The sequence below is a fragment of the Actinoallomurus oryzae genome, assembly GCF_039541955.1.
Classification (GTDB): domain Bacteria; phylum Actinomycetota; class Actinomycetes; order Streptosporangiales; family Streptosporangiaceae; genus Actinoallomurus; species Actinoallomurus oryzae.
In genome coordinates, this window is record NZ_BAABHF010000046.1 from 462585 (window position 1) to 479405 (window position 16821).

The 16821-nt window shown below is 71.0% G+C and carries 14 protein-coding genes; 8 read left to right on the forward strand and 6 right to left on the reverse strand.

What is annotated here, in order from left to right; all coding sequences use genetic code 11:
• Positions 1-24: 24 nt before the first annotated feature.
• Both ABEA10_RS38535 and ABEA10_RS38540 read right to left on the reverse strand, forming a co-directional pair.
• Positions 25-1206 (reverse strand): enolase C-terminal domain-like protein, encoded by a 1182-nt coding sequence (locus ABEA10_RS38535; RefSeq protein ID WP_345472572.1) that lies wholly within the window; start codon positions 1204-1206, stop codon positions 25-27.
• A complete protein-coding gene (locus ABEA10_RS38540) occupies positions 1196-2995 on the reverse strand; it encodes a thiamine pyrophosphate-requiring protein (RefSeq protein ID WP_345472574.1) in 1800 nt (599 codons plus the stop codon). Before ABEA10_RS38540 ends, ABEA10_RS38535 begins: the two co-directional genes overlap by 11 nt.
• A 173-nt stretch (positions 2996-3168) precedes the next feature.
• Between ABEA10_RS38540 and ABEA10_RS38545 the strand changes: the two genes are divergently transcribed.
• From ABEA10_RS38545 to ABEA10_RS38570, 6 genes are all read left to right on the forward strand, one after another.
• Positions 3169-4029: a DMT family transporter gene (locus ABEA10_RS38545; protein WP_345472576.1), complete on the forward strand. Its 861-nt coding sequence runs from the start codon at positions 3169-3171 to the stop codon at positions 4027-4029.
• A 118-nt stretch (positions 4030-4147) separates the two neighbouring features.
• Complete coding sequence (gene fdh / locus ABEA10_RS38550) at positions 4148-7411, forward strand: formate dehydrogenase (protein WP_345472578.1); 3264 nt, start codon at positions 4148-4150, stop codon at positions 7409-7411.
• Between the two features lie 2 nt (positions 7412-7413).
• Positions 7414-8295, forward strand: coding sequence for a 4Fe-4S dicluster domain-containing protein (locus tag ABEA10_RS38555; protein WP_345472580.1), 882 nt, complete (start codon positions 7414-7416; stop codon positions 8293-8295).
• Positions 8292-9293, forward strand: coding sequence for an NrfD/PsrC family molybdoenzyme membrane anchor subunit (nrfD, locus tag ABEA10_RS38560; protein WP_345472582.1), 1002 nt, complete (start codon positions 8292-8294; stop codon positions 9291-9293). The genes ABEA10_RS38555 and nrfD overlap by 4 nt, the downstream gene beginning before the upstream one ends.
• A gap of 69 nt (positions 9294-9362) precedes the next feature.
• Positions 9363-9524: a hypothetical protein gene (locus ABEA10_RS38565; protein ID WP_345472584.1), complete on the forward strand. Its 162-nt coding sequence runs from the start codon at positions 9363-9365 to the stop codon at positions 9522-9524.
• Positions 9517-10155 (forward strand): nucleoside/nucleotide kinase family protein, encoded by a 639-nt coding sequence (locus ABEA10_RS38570; RefSeq protein ID WP_345472585.1) that lies wholly within the window; start codon positions 9517-9519, stop codon positions 10153-10155. Before ABEA10_RS38565 ends, ABEA10_RS38570 begins: the two co-directional genes overlap by 8 nt.
• Positions 10156-10158: 3 nt before the next feature.
• On the opposite strand, the gene ABEA10_RS38575 is transcribed toward ABEA10_RS38570, so the two are convergent.
• Positions 10159-12135: a WD40 repeat domain-containing serine/threonine protein kinase gene (locus ABEA10_RS38575; RefSeq protein ID WP_345472587.1), complete on the reverse strand. Its 1977-nt coding sequence runs from the start codon at positions 12133-12135 to the stop codon at positions 10159-10161.
• Between the two features lie 279 nt (positions 12136-12414).
• Here ABEA10_RS38575 and ABEA10_RS38580 point away from each other — a divergent pair, with 279 nt between their 5' ends.
• Entirely contained in the window at positions 12415-12888 is a 474-nt protein-coding gene (locus ABEA10_RS38580; RefSeq protein ID WP_345472589.1) for a hypothetical protein, read from the forward strand.
• A gap of 36 nt (positions 12889-12924) precedes the next feature.
• A complete protein-coding gene (locus ABEA10_RS38585; RefSeq protein WP_345472591.1) occupies positions 12925-13659 on the forward strand; it encodes a GH25 family lysozyme in 735 nt (244 codons plus the stop codon).
• A 12-nt stretch (positions 13660-13671) separates the two neighbouring features.
• Here the strand turns inward: ABEA10_RS38585 and ABEA10_RS38590 are convergent, their stop codons facing one another.
• The 3 genes from ABEA10_RS38590 to ABEA10_RS38600 all read right to left on the reverse strand — a co-directional run bounded on the left by ABEA10_RS38590 (position 13672) and on the right by ABEA10_RS38600 (position 16743).
• Complete coding sequence (locus tag ABEA10_RS38590; protein ID WP_345472593.1) at positions 13672-14892, reverse strand: MFS transporter; 1221 nt, start codon at positions 14890-14892, stop codon at positions 13672-13674.
• Positions 14892-15467: a winged helix-turn-helix domain-containing protein gene (locus ABEA10_RS38595; protein WP_345472595.1), complete on the reverse strand. Its 576-nt coding sequence runs from the start codon at positions 15465-15467 to the stop codon at positions 14892-14894. Before ABEA10_RS38595 ends, ABEA10_RS38590 begins: the two co-directional genes overlap by 1 nt.
• Before the next feature lie 145 nt (positions 15468-15612).
• Positions 15613-16743: a helix-turn-helix transcriptional regulator gene (locus ABEA10_RS38600; RefSeq protein ID WP_345472597.1), complete on the reverse strand. Its 1131-nt coding sequence runs from the start codon at positions 16741-16743 to the stop codon at positions 15613-15615.
• Positions 16744-16821: the final 78 nt, after the last annotated feature.

A 16821-nucleotide genomic window follows, 5' to 3' on the forward strand; every position in this document is an offset into this window, starting at 1 on the left:
CTCCTTCCGTCACGGGCGAACCGGTCATCCGGTGGCGCCGCCGTGGACGCGGTAGGGCTCGGCGTCGGCCCACTTGACCGTCAGGCCGAGGCCGGGGCTGGAGCGGTCCGGGCGTAGCACGCCGTCGTGTGGCGCCAGGACGCCGTCGAAGAGGAGGTTCTCGACGCGGACGTGGTCGTGGAAGTACTCCAGGTGGCGCAGGCGTTCGACACAGCACAGGGCATGCCCGGACAGCGCGGGCGCGCAGTGCCCCGACAGGTCGACCTGGTGACCGGCCGCCAGCCCGGCCACCTGCAGCAGCCCGGTGATCCCGCCGCACCGGGTGACGTCGGCCTGCAGGCAGTCCACCGCCCGCGCGCCGAGCAGGTCCATGAAGTCGCGCAGCACGTAGCCGTACTCGCCGGCCGCGATGTCCAGACGCGGCGGCCCGGCGTCGCGTAGCAGGCGCAGCCCCGCCCGGTCGTCGGAGCTGACCGGCTCCTCGAACCAGCGGACGTCCCATTCCTCGGCGAAACGCCGTGCCCAGTACAGCGCCTGCTTGCGGGACAGCGCCCCGTTCGCGTCGGTGAACAGCGCGGGGGCCGCCCCGATGGCCTCGCGGACCGCCGACAGCCGTGCGGGGTCGGAGTCCGGGTCGCGGGAGGTCTTCAGCTTCACCCGTGGAATCCCCTTCTCCACCCAGCCGGCGAGCTGGGCGGTCAGCCGTTCGAGCGGATAGTTGGTGAAGCCGCCGCTGCCGTAGACCGGCACGGCGTCGTGGAAGGAGGGCAGCACGTCCGTCAGCGGCGCCTCCATGAGGCGGGCCTTGAGGTCCCACAGCGCCACGTCCACCGCCGAGACCGCCATCGCGCCCGGGCCCGGGCGCCCCGCGTTGCGGATCGCGGCGAACATCCGGTGCCACAGGACGGGCGGGGCCAGCGCGCCGCCTCCGCACACCACCGGGGCGAGCTTGGACTCCACGAACCTCGCCGCCGAGACGTCGGCGTAGGTGTAGCCGATCCCGATGCGGCCTCCGCCGTGCGCGACGACCAGCACCATGGTCGTGGAGTCCCAGGTGAGCGTCCCGTCGGACTCCTGCCCGTCCGGGCCGTCGGTCGGGACCGTGAAGGCGTGCACCTCCAGCCGCTCGACCGTGGCGCCCGAACGGTCCGCCTCCTCGGCGACGGCACGCGGCTCACCACCCATGGCCGGGTCGTCAGCGCGCATCGCGTCCGGGCAGGGCCTCGTACACCTCGGCGAGCTTCTGCCGGAATCCCTTGATCGCGATTCCGGTCCTCTCCGGGTCGTGCAGGGCGGCCTTGGCGGCCTTCTTTCCCTGCTCCCACATGATGTGCGGGGGCATCGGAGGCACTTCCTGGTCCACCTTGAACTCCAGGACGACCGGCCCGTCCGCGGCGAAGGCGCGGTCCCAGGCGGCGCCGACCCCGTCCTGGTCCTCGCAGTAGACGCCGGTCAGGCCGAGCAGCCGGGCCCACTCGTGGTACGGCACGTCCGGGATGTACTGCGAGCCCATGTACTTCGGGTCGCCGGCCATCGCCCGCTGCTCCCACGTCACCTGGTTGAGGTCCTGGTTGTTGAACACGCAGAAGATCAAAGGCGAGCGCCCGAGCCGGTCGGCGTACCGCTTCACGGTGATCATTTCGTTCATGCCGTTCATCTGGAACGCCCCGTCGCCGACGAACGCGATCACCGGCCGATCGGGGTAGGCGAACTTCGCGGAGATCGCGTACGGGGTGCCCGGGCCCATCGTGGCAAGCGTCCCGGACAACGTCGCCTTCATGCCCTCGCGGAGCTTCACCTGCCGTGCCCACCAGGTGGTGGAGGAGCCGGAGTCGGCGGTGAGGATCGCCCTGTCGGGCAGCCGGCTCGACAGCTCCCAGGCGACCAGCTGCGGGTTGATCTTGTCGAACCGCTGATGGGACCGGCGCTCCACGATGCGCCACCACTCGCGGACGTTCGCCTCGATCTGCTCCCGCCACGACCGGTCGGTCTTGTGCTCCAGCAGCGGGATCAGCGCGCGCAGGGTCTCCTTGGAATCACCGATCAGATGGGCGTCCATCGGGTACCGGATGCCGATCATCCGCCCGTCGATGTCGATCTCCACGCCGCGGGCCTGGCCCTCGTCCGGCAGCCACTCCGCGTACGGGAAGCTCGTGCCGATCATGAAGAGCGTGTCGCAGTTCATCACCATCTCGTCGCTCGCCTTGGAGCCGAGCAGACCGATCGGACCGGTCACGAACGGCAGGTCGTCCGCGAGGACCTGGCGGCCGAGCAGCGCCTTGGCCACGCCCGCCCCCAGCAGCTCCGCCACCTGGACGACCTCCTCGGTGGCCTCGGCGGCGCCCTGGCCGACGAGCATGGCGACCTTCTTCCCGGCGTTGAGCACCTCCGCCGCCTTGCGGAGCTCCTGCTCATTCGGCAGGATCCGCGGCTTCGCCCAGCCGACGCTGGAGAAGACCGCGCCGTGCTCCTTGGGCGGTGACGGCTCGGCCGGGGACTCCTGCACGTCCTCGGGCACGATGATGGTGGCGACGCCCCGCGTGGTCAGGGCCGTCTTGAGCGCCCGGTCCACCAGGTGACGGGCCTGCGCCGGCTCCATGCACACCTGGACGAACTCCGAGACGTCCTTGAAGAGGGTGACCAGGTCGACCTCCTGCTGGTAGTGCGTGCCCAGCGACATCCGCTTCTGCTGGCCGATGATCGCGAGCACCGGCTGGTGGTCGAGCTTGGCGTCGTACAGGCCGTTCAGCAGGTGGATCGCGCCCGGCCCCGAGGTCGCGGTGCAGCAGCCGACCTCACCGGTGAACTTGGCGTGCGCGCACGCCATGAACGCGGCCATCTCCTCGTGCCGCGGCTGGATGAACTCCGGGTCGCCGCCCGCACGGTCGTACGCGCCGAGGAAGCCGTTGATGCCGTCGCCGGGGTAGCCGTAGACGCGGTGAATCCCCCACTCGGTGAGCCGCTGGAGGATGTAGTCACTGACCTTCTGTCCCATCGCTCCTCCTGGCGTCGCCGTTCGCGACCCCGCCCGTGATCGGCACCGTGCGTGGGCGAGGCACGTACCGCTCGGGCTACCCGGAACGTCGAGCGCGTGCGGCCACCTACCGGCAAAGACTCGACAAGGCGGCCGTCCGCGATCCCCGGCGTGAAGGCGGGTAGTGACTGAGGGTGATCGCGGTCCTGTTCGCGTTGCTCGCCGCGGCGAGCAACGCTCTGGCGTCGGTGCTGCAGCGCCGCGCCGCGCGTTCGGCCCCGAAGCAGTTGGCCTTCCGCCCGGCGCTGCTGTGGAGCCTGATCCGCCGGCCGGTGTGGCTCGGCGGGATCGGCGCGCTCATCGCCGGCTTCCTTCTCCAGGCGCTGGCGCTGTCCAACGGCGGGCTGGCCCTGGTCCAGCCGCTTCTGATCGCGGAGCTGCCCTTCACCATGATCCTTCTCGCCCGGATGTCGCGCATCCAGCTCGACCGGGGCACCTGGGTGGACGTCGGGGCGATGACGGCCGGTCTGGGCCTGTTCCTCGGCGCGGCGTCGCCCACGGCGGGCCGCCACACACCGGACGCGCTGCACTGGATCGTGGCGGCGATGATCACCGTGCTGGTGATCCTCGGGCTGGTCTTCCTGGCCCGGTGGCTGAGCGGCGCGCTCCGGGCGGCCGTGCTCGGAGTGACCGCCGGCATCGGGTTCGCCTTCACCGCCACGTTCATGAAGGCGACCACGAATCTGACGGACAAGGGCATGGTCACACTGCTGACCTCGTGGGAGCCGTACGCGATGGTCGTGGCCGGCTTCGCGAGCGTCTACCTGCTGCAGAACGCCCTGCAGAGCGGCACCCTGGTCGCCGCGCAGCCCGCGTTGACGATCTCCGACCCGGTGTCGGCGGTCCTCTACGGCACCACGATGTTCGGTGAGGACGTCCGTTCGGGGCCGTGGGGGATCGCCGAATTCGCGGGGTTCGCCTTGATCTTGATCGGGAGCATCCGGCTCAGCCGGTCGGCGCCCATCCGCATGCAGGCCGAGTCCGAGACCGCCTGACCGCCCTCGCCGGCGCGGGCACCGGGTCACGGTGCGGGTGGCGGGGTAGGACTGGACCGGGGTCCCGCGGAGTCCGGTGTTTGATCGCGTTTTTCGAGGGCAGCGCCGGTCCTACGAGATGACCGACCCAGAGTCCGAAGGGGGATCCGTGGTCCGCAGATGGCTGGAGTCCTGGCCGGTGTACCGCCAGGTCCGCGGGGAGGACCGGTCCGGCCGGGGTGAGGCCGCGATGAGCCGCCGCACGGCCGAGCTCAGGCCCCGGGTCGGTACGGCCGATCGGGTGGTCAAGTCGATCTGTCCGTACTGTGCCGTCGGCTGCGGGCAGGACGTCTTCGTCAAGGACGAGAAGGTCGTCCAGATCGAGGGGGACCCCGACTCGCCGGTCTCCCGTGGCCGCCTGTGTCCCAAGGGTTCGGCGAGTCTCCAGCTGACCACCGGCCCGGGGCGCCGGTACGAGGTGCTGTACCGCAGGCCGTACGGCACGGAGTGGGAACGCCTGGGGCTCGACGAGGCGATGGACATGATCGCCGACCGGGTGATCGAGGCGCGCGAGCGGGGCTGGCAGTGGGAGCAGGACGGGGCCCGGGTACGGCGGACCATGGGGTTCGCGAGCCTCGGCGGGGCGACGCTCGACAACGAGGAGAACTACCTCCTCAAGAAGCTTTTCACGGCGCTTGGCGCGATCCAGATCGAGAACCAGGCCCGTATTTGACACTCCGCCACCGTCCCCGGTCTGGGGGCCAGTTTCGGGCGTGGCGGCGCCACGACGTTCCAGCAGGACCTGGCGAACGCCGACTGCATCGTCATCCAGGGTTCGAACATGGCCGAGTGCCACCCGGTGGGCTTCCAGTGGGTGATGGAGGCCAAGGCGCGTGGCGCGACGGTGGTGCACGTCGATCCGCGGTTCACCCGGACGAGCGCGCTGGCGGACCTGCACGTGCCGCTGCGGGCGGGGTCGGACATCGCGTTCCTCGGCGGGCTCGTCAACCACGTGCTGACGAACGACAAGGACTTCCGGGAGTACGTGCTGGCCTACACCAACGCCGCGACCATCGTGGGTGAGGAGTTCCGCGACACCGAGGACCTCGACGGCGTCTTCTCCGGCCTGGATCCGGACAGCCGCAGTTACGACCCGATGACCTGGCAGTACGAGGGCGCCCTGGTGCAGGCCGCCTCCGGCGAGCGGGACGAGGAGTACGAGGAGCGCATCGGGGCGGAGTCCGCGATCCGGGAGGCCGCCCGGGGAGAGGCGCACGGGTCCGGTGGGGCCGCCGTGCCCGGGGAGATCCACACCGATGAGACGCTGACCCATCCGCGGTGCGTCTTCCAGATTCTCAAGCGGCACTACGCCCGCTACACGCCGGAGATGGTCGAGCAGGTGTGCGGCGTGCCGCAGGAGACGTTCCGTCGCGTGTGCGAGCTGGTCACCGAGAACTCGGGCCGGGAGCGTACGACGGCGTTCGCGTACGCGGTCGGCTGGACGCAGCACACGGTCGGGGCGCAGTACATCCGGACGGCCTCGATCCTGCAGGCGTTGCTCGGCAACATCGGCCGGCCGGGCGGCGGCATCCTCGCGCTGCGCGGGCACGCGAGCATCCAGGGTTCCACCGACATCCCGACGCTGTTCAACCTGCTGCCCGGCTACATCCCGATGCCGCACGCGCACCGGAACCAGACGCTGGAGAAGTTCGTGGAGGCCGAGGGCGCGGAGAAGGGCTACTGGGGCAACATGCGGTCCTACCTGGTCAGCCTGCTGAAGGCCTGGTGGGGGCCGGCGGCGACCGAGGACAACGACTACGCGTTCGGCTATCTGCCCCGCCTGACCGGCAGCCACAGCACGTACGAGACCGTCATGGCGCAGCTGGAGGGCACCTGCCGCGGCTATTTCCTCATGGGCGAGAACCCGGCGGTGGGCTCGGCGAACGCGAAGATGCAGCGGCTGGGCATGGCGGAGCTGGACTGGCTGGTGGTGCGTGACTTCTCCCTGATCGAGAGCGCGACCTGGTGGAAGGACGGCCCGGAGATCGAGACCGGGGAGCTGCGGACCGAGGAGATCGGCACGGAGGTGTTCTTCCTGCCCGCCGCCGCGCACACCGAGAAGTCGGGCAGCTTCACCAACACCCAGCGGCTGCTCCAGTGGCACCGGCAGGCGGTCGAGCCCCAGGGCGACGCCCGCAGCGACCTGTGGTTCGCCTACCACCTCGGGCGCCGGATCCGCGAGAAGCTGGCCGGCTCCACGGACGAGATGAACCGTCCCCTCCTGGACCTCACCTGGGACTATCCCGTCCAGGGCCCGACCGCCGAGCCGGATGCGGAGGCGGTGCTGGCCGAGATCAACGGCTCCGGGCCCGACGGCGAGCCGTTGAGCGCGTACACCGAGCTGAAGGACGACGGCTCGACGAGCTGCGGATGCTGGATCTACTGCGGGGTGTACGCCGACGGCGTCAACCAGGCCGACCGGCGCAAGCCGCACACCGAGCAGGACTGGGTGGCCAAGGAGTGGGCCTGGGCCTGGCCCGCCAACCGCCGCATCCTGTACAACCGGGCCTCCGCCGACCCCGACGGCCGCCCGTGGAGCGAACGTAAGGCCTACGTCTGGTGGGACGGGCAGAAGTGGACCGGCCACGACGTCCCGGACTTCCAGCCGGACAAGGCCCCGGACCACCGGCCGGAAGAGGGTGCGAAGGGGCCCGACGCGCTGGGCGGCACCGACGCGTTCATCATGCAGGCGGACGGCAAGGCGTGGCTGTACGCCCCGGCGGGGATCGTCGACGGGCCGCTGCCCGTTCACTACGAGCCGCACGAGTCGCCGTTCACCAACCCGCTGTACTCCCAGCAGAGCAACCCGGTGCGCCAGGTCATCAAGCACCCGGAGAACCGGTACCAGCCGCCGGGATCGGAGGTGTTCCCGTACGTGACGACGACGTACCGGCTCACCGAGCATCACACGGCGGGCGGCATGTCGCGGTGGCTGCCGTACCTGTCGGAGCTGCAACCGGAGTTCTTCTGCGAGGTGTCGCCGGAGCTGGCGGCCGAGCGCGGCCTGGAGCACCTGGGCTGGGCGACCGTCGTGACCGCGCGGACCGCCGTCGAGGCACGGGTGCTGGTCACCGAGCGCCTGACCCCGCTGCGGGTGGCCGGCCGCACGCTGCACCAGGTCGGCCTGCCCTACCACTGGGGGCCGAACGGCCTGTCCACCGGCGACGCGGCGAACGAGCTGGCGCCCGTCGTCCTCGATCCCAACACCCACATTCAGGAGGTCAAGGCGATGGCCTGCGACATCCGGCCGGGCCGGAGACCGCGCGGCCCCGCGCTCCTGGAGTTCGTCCGCGACTACCGGCGGCGCGCCGGCATCACCGACGAGACCGGAATGGAGATGTGACGATGTCCCCGGCGCGGATGGGCTTCTTCACCGACACCTCGGTGTGCATCGGATGCAAGGCCTGCGAGGTGGCCTGCAAGGAGTGGAACGCCATCCCCGAGGACGGCCTGAAACTCACCGGGATGTCCTACGACAACACCGAGGGCCTGGGCGCCGACACGTGGCGGCACGTCGCCTTCATCGAACAGCGCAAACCCGTCGGGCTCGCCGAACCGGGCGTCGACCACACCGGACCGGTGCCGGACTCCGGGACACCGCCCGCCGAGGCGCCCATGACGCCCACGACGCCAGGATCGAGCGGTGAGCTGCGCTGGCTCATGGCCAGCGACGTGTGCAAGCACTGCACCCGGGCCGGCTGCCTCGACGTCTGCCCCACCGGCGCCCTGTTCCGCACCGAGTACGGCACGGTCGTCGTCCAGGAGGACGTCTGCAACGGCTGCGGCTACTGCATCCCCGCCTGCCCGTACGGCGTCATCGACCAGCGCAAGGACGACGGCCGCGCCTGGAAGTGCACGCTGTGCTACGACCGCATCGGCGAGGGGCTGACCCCCGCCTGCGCCAAGGCCTGCCCCACCGAGTCCATCCAGTACGGACCGCTGGACGAACTGCGGGCCCGGGCGGGCGAGCGCCTCACGCAACTGCACGACGTCGGCGTCGCGGACGCACGCCTCTACGGCCACGACCCGGACGACGGCGTCGGAGGCGACGGAGCGTTCTTCCTGCTGCTCGACGAGCCCGAGGTGTACGGGCTGCCGCCGGATCCCGTGGTCACGACCCGCGACCTGCCGTCCATGTGGCGCCACGCCGGAGCCGCCGCGCTGACCCTGCTGGGCGGGCTGGCCGCCGTGTTCGCCGCCCACGGACCGACCGGAGGGAAACGATGAGCGGCTCGGCCGGTGACGAACGCCCGGGACGCGAGGCGCTGGTCGGCAAGGGACCGGGCCGCCGCAAGGGCCGCCGCCGGGGACGTGGTGAGCGGGCGATGGTGCCGGACGCGACGTTCACCTCCTACTACGGCAAGCCGATCATCAACGCGCCGGTGTGGAAGCCGCTGGACATCGCCGGCTACTTCTTCCTCGGTGGCCTGGCCGGTGCCGGTTCGGTGCTGGCCGCGGGCGCCCAGCTCACCGGCCGTCCGCGCACCGCACGAGCCCTGAAGATCTCCTCGGCGGTGGCGATCTCGGGTTCGCTCGCCGCGCTGGTCCACGACCTGGGCCGTCCCGCCCGGTTCCTCAACATGCTCCGGGTGATCAAACCGACCTCGCCGATGAGTCTCGGCTCCTGGCTGCTGACGGCCTACGGGCCGGCCGCGGGTGCCGCCGCGGCTCTGGACCTCACCGGGCTCTTCCCGCGCCTCGGGCGCGTCGCGACCGCGGGGGCCGCGACGCTGGGCCCGGCGGTCGCGGCCTACACCGCGGTGCTGGCCGCCGACACCGCCGTGCCCGCGTGGCACGAGGCGTACCGGGAGCTGCCCTTCGTGTTCGTCGGCTCGGCGGCGGCCGCGGCCTCGGGCATGGCCCTGGTCGCCGCCCCGGCGCGGGAGAACGCCCCCGCCCGCAGCGCGGCGGTCTTCGGCGCCGCGGTGGAGGTCGCCGCCGCCAAGCTGATGGAACACCGGCTCGGCATGATCGGCGAGACCTACCGCAAGGGCCGGGCGGGCCGGCTGATGCGCGCGGCGACGGCACTCTCGGCCGCCGGCGCCGCCGGTGCGGCACTGCTGGGCGGACGCAGCCGTACGGCGGCGGTGCTCGGCGGAGCGGCCCTCCTGACCGCGTCCGCCTGCACCCGGTTCGGCGTCTTCGACGCCGGGATGCGGTCGGCGAACGACCCGAAGTACACCGTCGTGCCGCAGCGCAGGCGCCTGGAGGCCGGCGCCGGCTGACGGCGGGCCTTCCGTGGAACTACCCACCGGTTCTTCCACGCACTGGCCGAAATCGGGTACACCGGGTCGGTGACATTCGACTCCTTCTCCTCCGCGGTGGTGGCGCCCGGCCTGTCCCACGACCTCGCGGTGTGGCGTGACCTGTGGACCGACGGCGAGGCGCCGGCCGCGCACGCCCGGCGGTTCCTGGCCACCCGCCTGGCGCCGGCGGGTGTGGTGCTGAGTGCTTGAGGAACTGGTCGCCCGGGCCCGTGGGCTCCGGCGCGCCGGCGAGCGCACGATCCTCGGCATCGCCGGTTGTCCGGGAGCGGGCAAGTCGACTCTCGCCGAACTCCTGGTCCGCCGGCTCGCGGAGGATGGCGAGGCGGTCGCCCTCGTCCCGATGGACGGGTTCCACCTGGCCGACGTGGCCCTGGAACGCCTGGGGCGGCGCGGGCGCAAGGGCGCCATCGACACCTTCGACGGTGACGGCTACCTGGCCCTGCTCCGCCGGGCGCGCACCGACCTGCGCCGTACCGTCTACGCACCCGGGTTCGAGCGCGACCTCGATCAGCCGATCGCCGGCAGCATCGCCGTCGATCCGGACGTCCGGCTGGTCGTCACCGAGGGCAACTACCTGCTCGCGGACGCGGAGCCGTGGCCGTGCGTACACGCCGAACTGGCCGAGGTCTGGTACTGCGAGCTGGACGAGACGGTGCGCCGGGAACGGCTGATCGCGCGCCATGTGCTGTTCGGCAAGAGCGAGTCCGAGGCGCGCCGGTGGGTGGCCACGGTCGACGACGCCAACGCCCGGCTGATCGCCGCCGGGCGGGGGAGAGCGGACCTGGTCGTCGACATGTCGTCCATCGGTCCAGCGGAATGAGGGCTACCGGTCGAGGTCCCACAACCGGATGCTCTTGTCCTCGGCGCCGCTCGCGAGAGTCTTTCCATCGGGGCTCCACACGACGGAGTCCACCGAACCTTTGTGTCCCTTGAGATCGGCGAGCGTGGTGTGCGCGGCGACGTCGTACAACAGGATCTTGTGATCCTTGTTTCCGCCGCTCGCGAGATAGCGTCCGTCCGGGCTGAAGACGACCGACAGGATCCCTCCCTTGTGACCGGTGAAGACGCCGACCCCGAGGTGGGTCCGCAGATCCCACAGCAGGATTTTGTCGTCGGCGGCGGCGCTGGCGAGCCTCTTGCCGTCCGGGCTGAACGCGACGCTGTGCAGGGAGCCGGTGTGCCCGCGAAGGACCGTCCTCTGCGTCCAGGAAGCGGTGTCCCAGAGCCGGACCGTCTCGTCCCAAGATCCGCTGGCGAGGGTCTTGCCGTCGGGGCTGAACTTCACCGTGGTGACTCCGTCGCTGTGCCCACGCAGGACGTGGAGGAGCCGACGGGATCCGACGTCCCAGATCCGGATGTCGTGGTCCTTGGAGCCACCGGCGAGGGTTCTGCCGTCGGGGCTGAGAGCAATGCTCCACATCTCGGACTTCGCGCCCGTGAACTTGGCGATCTGTGTGTTCGAGGTGAGATCCCACAGTCGCGCCGTCTTGTCGTCCCCGGCCGTCGCAAGCATCTTCCCGTCCGAGCTGAAGGTGATGTCTTCGATCGAGTCATTGCCGGGGATCTGTGCCAGCTGGATACGGCGGCGGGCGTCCCAGAGCTGGATCGTGCTGTCCGAGCCGCCGCAGGCGAACGTCTTGCCATCGGGGCTGAAGGCCATGCTGAAGACGTTGGTGCCGGGCTTGAGCGCTTGGGAGGGGAAATTCCCGGCGAGGCGTACGGACGGGGAGACGGAAGCGACCGGACTCGCCTTCGCGTGCGGCCGGGGCTGCGTCCTTCCGGACGGCCAGAAGATGATCGCGCAGGTCACTGCGGTCGCCAGGGCGGCGGCGACCGCGGTGAGGGCGGGCCACCGCCGTCGGCGGTGCCGGCCGTCGGTCGTCTCCGCGGTGTACGGCGGCATGCTCTGATCGTGGTGTACGGCGGGCCGGGGTGCGGGCGGTCCGGCGATGGGGGGCAGAGTCACGGCCGCCGCGACGTCGTGGCCGTCCCTGACCCGGGCGAGCTCGGCGGCGAGGGCGTCCGCGGTCATCCGCCGGGCGGGGTCCTTGACCAGCAGGCCGGAGAGCGCGGCGGTCAGCGGGCCGGCGCGACGGGGCGGCGGCGGGTCCTCGGTGAGGACGGCGGCGAGGACGGCCGCGAGGGACTCTCCGTTGAACGGGAGCCGCCCTTCGACGGCCGCGTACAGCGTCGCGCCGAGCGACCACAGGTCGGAGGCGGGCGTCGCGTACCGGCCGCGTGCCTGTTCGGGGGCCATGAAGCAGGGAGTACCGAGCACCGCCCCGGTCTGGGTGAGGACGGTGCCACCGTCGAGGGCGGCGATGCCGAAGTCGGTGAGCACGGTGCGCTCGCCATCGAGCATCACGTTGCTCGGCTTGACGTCACGGTGCACGACACCGGCGCGGTGGGCGGCGCGCAGCGCGGACAGGATCCTGGCGCCGATCTCCGCCACGTCCTGCGGCGACCGCGGCCCGTCCTCCTTGAGGATGTGCTCGAGCGTGTGACCGTGGACCAGCTCCATGACGACCCAGGGCCGGTCACACTGGTTGACCACCTCGTGGACGGTGACGATCCCCGGGTGACTGAGGCGCGCCGCGGCGCGCGCCTCGCGCAGGGTGCGTGCCTTGAGCGATCCGACGTGCGCACCGTCGAGCCCGGCCGGAAGCCGGATCTCCTTGATGGCGACGTGCCGGTCGAGTGAAGTGTCATGAGCTCGCCAGACGACCCCGATGGCGCCTTCGCCGAGCTTGTCCATCAGCCGGTACTTGCCGGCGATGAGCCCTTCGTTGCCCTGTGTCACACTCGGACATTTAACCGCAATGGTTCCGGGACCAGTCCCATATGCCCTCGATAGCGGATCGTCCGTGCGATCCGGTGCGCCTTTCCTGAACTCGGAAATTACCTCTGACCTGCCCATATGGCTACGACAACCAGACTGGCGCGGCAGTGACTGCGGTCGGTCCGAAGCTGTCGTTGTCTGCGACGCTGAGTAAAGGAACGGTTGCCGAAAGTCAAGATTGACTTTTGTGTTGGGTCGGATTAAGCGGCTACCCGAAAAGGGGGAATTGCGTTGGATGTCATGGAAATCGCCAGATCCCAGAAAGGTATCGGTGAGCGCGCCGACGGCTCCAGCAAGTACGGCGCCTGGCTCGACGACCAGCCGCCGAAGACCAGCGTCTACGCCGAGGCGGACTGGTGCGGAGCGTTCCAGCTCTGGGTCATCGCCCAGGGCGGCGCACTGTGGACGGCCGCGGCCGGCGGCCTGAACAAGCACTTCGCCGAGGTCCAGGTGTGGTTCGACTGGATGAAAACCCACCACCGGATTTCCTCGCAGCCGAAGGTGAGGCGGCTGGTCTGGTACGACTGGGCCGGCACGCCGAAGGGCGCGAACCACATCGGCATGGTCGATCACTTCAAGGCCTCGGCGATCTGGGCGTGGGAGGGGAACCACGACGACGAGGTGCGGCTCGTCAAGCGTTCGCGCGACCGTCAGATCATGGGCTACGGCGAGTGGTGGGACCACATCGCGGCCGACGAACTCCGGGCGGGCTGAGGAGATGTCGCGCCGGCAGATGACGGCGGTGGCGTGATGCTCCACGGCTTCGACATCTCCGCCTACGACTCCGACACCGCTCCGGCCGCCGACTTCGTCATCGTCAAGGCCACCGAGGGCTCGACGTACACCTCCTCGCGGTTCGCCGCGCAGTGGAGGTCGGCGAAGTCGCGGGCCAAGCACCGCGGCGCCTACCACTTCGCGCGGCCCGAAGCCTCCTCCGCCGCGTCGCAGGCCGCGCGGTTCCTCGACGTCGTACGGCCCGTGCCCGGCGAGAGCGTCTGGCTCGACCTCGAGACCAGCCGCCTGGGCCAGGCGAAGACGAACGCCTGGGCGCGGGCGTGGGGCGACTACGTACGCGAACACGCGCCGAAGGTGACCTCCGGCGTCTACCTCGGCAGCGCTTATGCCGGCAACGGCACCGGCCGCGGCCTGAGCGAGCACTTCGGCCGCTGGTGGTATCCGCAGTACCCGGGCGCGTACCAGCTGCGCGCCGGAACGGACGCGTGGACGGTACGGACGGCGAACCGGTCGTCGTCACCGCCGGAACGGGCGCCGATCGCCGCCCTGACGACGCGGTGGCCGTCGGCCGTCACGCCGTGGCTACCGAAAACGAACACGACCGGATGGAAGAAGCCGGACATCTGGCAGTTCACCGATAACTGGAAGGGCCTCGACGCCGACGTCACGGCCCTCACGCTCGACGAACTCGCCGGAAACGGGCGATCGACGGCGGCGAAGCTCATGCGGCGGCTGCTCCGGCGCGGCTGATCGCCGGCGCCGTCAGTGGCTTTCGGTGACCTTCGGAGACGCGCTCGGGCGATCCACCGCGGTCAGCCGGCGTGCGGGCCACAGCGAGGCGGCGGCGGTGAGCATCCCCACGGTGACGACCGTCAGCAACAGGTGGTAGTCCACGACGGACACCAGGGCGGCGCCGGCCGCGATGGAGAGCGCCTGCGGTCCGCCGGTCAGGGTTTCGGCCGTGGTGGAGACCCGGCCGATCAGCGGGCCGGGCGTCCGCCGCTGTACGACGGTGGTGGATCCGACGACCATCGTGGCCAGGCCGAGACCGCCGACGACCATACCCGCGAAGACGACGGGCGGCCACGGCGACACGAGCAGGCCGTTGCCGACGCCGAGCGTCGCCATGCCGATCGCGATCGCCGCGAGCTCACCGACGCTCCCGATGAGCCGGGCGGCCAGCAGCCCTCCGCCGATGGCGCCGACGCCCTGGGCCGACGCGAGCACGCCGACGAACGCGGGCGGCCGGTGCAGCCCCTCGCCGACGACGGCGAACAGCGTCGACTCGTTGATGCCGATGACGAGGAAGCCGACGGCCGTGGCGATCGTCATGCGACGCAGCGCCGCTTCGGTCCTGATGTGGGTGAGGCCCGCGGTCAGCTCACTCAGCCAGTGCGGGCCCGACCGCGCCGGCGCCGGCTCGTGGAGGCGAATGCGGGCGATGGCGGCCGCCGCGACCAGGAACGTGACCGCGTCGATCGCGGCGACGGCCGCGCCGCCCAGCGCCGCGAACAGCGCCGCGCCCGCGAGCGGGCCGCCCAGCCGGAGCCCCTCCCTGACCGTCTGCAGGACGCCGTTGGCGCCGGCCAGCAGGTCGTCGGTGAGCAGTCCCTTCAGCAGGCCACCGAGCGCGGCGGCGATCGTCACCGACGAGATGCCGTAGAGCGCGGCGACCGCGTAGATGATCCACACATCGGCGGCGTCACGGACGGCGAACAGCGGGAGCAGCATCACCGCCGAGGCGAGGTTGGCGACCACGAGGAAGGGGCGGTGCCGGAACCCGTCGACCAGCCGGCCGCCGAGCGGCGCCACGAGGTACGGCACCGCCATGAAGAGGGTGACCAGTCCCGCCTCGCCGTTCGAGCCGGTGAGGCTCTTGACCCAGATGGCGAACACCAGCAGTAACAGGGCGTCGCCGGCCATGCTCGCGACCAGGCCGGCGAACAGCAGCCGGAACGCCGGCAGCCGGAGAACGGCGCGCATCAGTCTTCGCTGTACGGCGCCGCCGGCACCGCCCAGGCGAAGATCCGGATCCGGCGGGCGCCCGGGGGACGGTTCGCCGGGTCCCGGCGGTCCTTGTGGCGGCCGACGATCGCGGCGAGGGCCTTGTTGAGCTCCTTCAGCTCGTCGAGGGTGAGCCAGTCGATGTTCTGTACCCAGTTCGCGGCGTCCTGCCATTCGGGTGGGTCGGTGCGGCGCCACGCCTGCCAGTCGCGCAGCCCGGCGAACTCCTGCTCGACGAACTGTGCGCTGAGCGCGTCGCTGGCGGCGGCCACCTCGCCGGACTCGTCGCTGTCGCCCCACGACAGGGGACGCGCTACGGGCCGCCATGGACGATTCCGGCCCTTGCCGCCGCCCGCCTCCTCGACGAATCCGTACTTGGCGAGCTGGCGCAGGTGCCAGGAGCAGTTCGCCTGGCTCTCCCCGATCATCTCGGCGAGTTCGGTGGCGGTCGCGGTACCCCGTTCGTACAGGGCCTGGCACAGCCGCATGCGTACGGGGTGGGCGAGCGCGCGCAGTTCGGGTGCTTCGCGAAGCTTCCTCTCGGATCCGTCCATACGGGGACGGTAGCCTGCAAAAGAGTCTTTTCAAAGACTCTTTTGATAGCCGTCACCAGCGTCGTACGGCAGCGTCATCGCAGGTCGGAGTGGCCGAAGGCGTACGGGAAACGCGGAACGGCCGGTAACGGCCATTCGGAGGCCGCTATCCGGCGTCGGCGTGCTGGGCGGGTGGCCCTGAGCAGCGCGCGGAGGGACGCGCGGACCGTCCGTGACCGGGGACGGCGGGCGGCGCCGGGGGGCTCGGCAGGGACGAGGATTCCGCGGCGGGCGGCAGCCATCCGCGTTCCTGTGCCGACAGCGCGATCTGGAAGCGTGTCCTGGCTCCCAGCGCGGCGCCGATGTCGGTGATGTGCTTCTGGATCGTCCGCCGGCTCAGCCCCATGACCCGGGCGATCGCCTCGTCCTTCATCCCCAGGGACATCAGCCGCAGGATCTCCCGCGTCCGCTCGTCGGGGCGGTCGCGTCCAGGAGGAGCGGATGGCGGGCGGGCGGAACCGTTGCGCCACGGGACGCCATGCTCCCACAGGCTCTCGAAGAGCGCGGCCAGGACGTACAGCAGCGTGGGGGAGTGCACGAGCAGCGATCCCTGGGCCGGGTCGTCCTCGCGCAGCGGCATGATCGCGCTGGTGCCGTCGAACAGGACCAGCTTCATCGGCAGGCCGCCGCTCAGGCGTATCTCGCCACCGATGGCGACGCCCTGCTGTGCGGTGTACAGCGACATGTCGTCGGTGAACGTGTCGCTGTCGTAGATGGATCGGAACCGCACCCCGCGGCGGATCGCCGCCGCCTGGATGTTGAGCCGGTGCGGCGTGGCCTCCAGCACCGTCACGTACGGGGGCATCACCAGGTGCAGGACCTCGTGACGGCTCGTCTGCAGCAGGTGGGTGTAGCGCGCCGTGACCCGCCTCTTGGTGTCGAGGATCTCGAACTGGTCCGAGGCGAACCGCTGATGCGACGTTGAGCTGTACGCGTCGTGCAGCCGCTCCGCGAGCATCTCCACCCGCGCCAGCTCCTCGCGGCGGCGGGCGAGCAGGGACGCGAGGGCGGGCCGGGGCGGGGTGGCGCTCCAGCGGAGGGGCCGCCGGCTCACCGGGACGGCGAGCAGTTCGGTCTCCAGGGTCCGCAGCGTGCGGCTCGCCGCGGCGGAGGACGTTCCCAGTGCCGAGGCGATCTCCGTCGTGCTCGACTCCGGATGCTCGACGAGGTATTCGAGGATCTGCCCGGCGAGAGGGGCCAGGCCGGTGCCGTCCCAGGGATCGGGCGACTCGGCCATCGACGGCTCCCTTCCCGGGAGGACGGGCATGCGTGTCGATCTTATCCGGTGGCCGGGAACCTGCCAGGATCGCGCTCA